A 1,937-nucleotide genomic window follows, 5' to 3' on the forward strand; every position below is an offset into this window, starting at 1 on the left:
ATTTAATATATATCTTTATGGCAACTATTTATAGGCGCTTAAATCAATATAAAAGCATTTTTCCCCCATTAATAGCAAAAATGGCATAAGAGAAATTTCTTATGCCATTAACACTGTATTATCACCAATTGTGTTGTAGCTAACTTATTGGAGCCTAATGCATTGAAGCTAAGACCCCAATGTATTTGATAAAGTAAGATTAGCTGCAGTTTAAAGGCACCTTATCGACTGGTTTGCATTATTCTCTGCATTTCATCTTTTAGATGCAGTTTTTCTTTTTTAAGTTTGGCAACCTGTTCGTTATAGCCGGCACCTGAAGGACCTTCGAGCTTGCTAATTTCTTTATCTAACTGGTGATGCTTCTCATATAGAGATTGAAAGCGGGGATGTGTGGAGATTAATTGTGAAACTAAATCTTGATCAGCAGATAACATACTACCTCCTCATAATGAATTAAGCCTCACTTTCAGTATAACCATTGATTGTTTTATGTACATATGGATGGGGCGGATTTACATAATTTTTATTAATTTTATGATCCTTATACTAATATTAAGTATTATCACTAAAGGATTAATGAGTTATCTATATTTTTGTAATTAAGAATCATCTATAGTGATTAAAGTGGTTGAATTGACCTACTATGTATCAAACCCTAGTTTTTAATGTTGTTATTTTTTTACCAATAGGAATTTTATGATGAAAAAAGCGATTTTGTCTGTAATGGCTGCGGTAGCAGTGTCTTCTTGTGCAATGGCGACTGAAGATTTAGGAAAGATCGCGCCTTACCCGAAAGCAGAATCTGGTATGACTCGTCATGTGATCCAGCTTGATACTCAGCAAAATGAATATGACTACATGGTTGAGCTGGTTATCGGAAAAACCATTAAAGCAGATTGTAATCGCCAATGGTTTATGGGTGACTTAGAAGAAAAAACCTTAGAGGGTTGGGGATATAACTACTACAAATTAGACGAAGTCAAAGGACCTGCCTCAACAATGATGGCTTGTAGCGAACCTGCAAAAGACCGCTTTATTACCACTCAATTAGGTGATGAAGCATTTGTTCGTTATAACAGCAAACTCCCAATTGTTGTTTATGCGCCAAAAGATATGGAAGTGAAATACCGCATTTGGTCGACAGACGATAAATTAATGAACTCTGTTAAGAAATAATGCATTAAAATGCCGCGTCAGTTTTCTATGATGCGGCATTTTTATTTTGTAAGCTTTAGATTAACGAACGACAAATACTGAGGTTTGCGCATGACGCACAATGGCGGATGCAGTCGAACCTAATAAATAAGTGGATGTGCTTGGATGATGAGAACCGACGACAATTAGGTCGGCATTAATGGTTTTTGCGTAATCTAAAATTTCGTCTTTTGCTGAACCAATACTCACTTGACATGTAATTTGAGAACTTGGAATTTTAGTATCTTTGATCACTTCTTCTAATGCCCGCATTGCGAGTGTTGCACGCTCAGCCGAGTTTTTATGGCTTTCAGGTAAGATAGCGACTTCAATACCAAAAAATAGTTCTACACTTGGGATCACTGAGAAGAAGTGAATCTCAGGCTTACCTAATGTTGCCAAATCTTCCACATGTTTGATGATATTTGAATTTAAATCATCTTCTAACAGATCAATAGGAACCAATATTTTCTTATACATAGCCACCTCTTCATTTGTTATTTTCATTTTATTATATACCTATCATTTTATAAGTCATATTACACTTATGATTTTGTGATATTGAATTCACAGGAGCATGGTTATCTAATAAAGATAAATCTACACTCTAGCTATAATAGGGGATAGGCTAGTTATGAATATCTTTTCTTTATAGCTTTTATCTGATTATGGCTTTTTATCTTATCAAGGATAGAAAAATAAAGAATAACCATTCTCAATCAATATAATCAATTATTTACAAT

General features: G+C 34.3%; 3 protein-coding genes. 1 reads left to right on the top strand and 2 read right to left on the bottom strand.

What is annotated here, in order from left to right; translation table 11 throughout:
- Nucleotides 1-221: 221 nt before the first annotated feature.
- The gene (locus JK188_RS17205) at nucleotides 222-434 is read right to left on the bottom strand and encodes a DUF465 domain-containing protein (protein ID WP_036951125.1); all 213 of its coding nucleotides are present in this window, start codon (nucleotides 432-434) and stop codon (nucleotides 222-224) included.
- A 265-nt stretch (nucleotides 435-699) separates the two neighbouring features.
- Between JK188_RS17205 and eco the strand changes: the two genes are divergently transcribed.
- Nucleotides 700-1,176, top strand: a complete 477-nt coding sequence (eco, locus tag JK188_RS17210) for a serine protease inhibitor ecotin (RefSeq protein ID WP_036951124.1) — start codon at nucleotides 700-702, stop codon at nucleotides 1,174-1,176.
- A 60-nt stretch (nucleotides 1,177-1,236) separates the two neighbouring features.
- Here eco and JK188_RS17215 read toward each other — a convergent pair whose 3' ends face one another.
- Nucleotides 1,237-1,674, bottom strand: coding sequence for a universal stress protein (locus tag JK188_RS17215; RefSeq protein ID WP_132495754.1), 438 nt, complete (start codon nucleotides 1,672-1,674; stop codon nucleotides 1,237-1,239).
- Between the last annotated feature and the right edge of the window lie 263 nt (nucleotides 1,675-1,937).

This window comes from Providencia sp. JGM181 (assembly GCF_018257375.1).
GTDB lineage: Bacteria > Pseudomonadota > Gammaproteobacteria > Enterobacterales > Enterobacteriaceae > Providencia > Providencia lanzhouensis.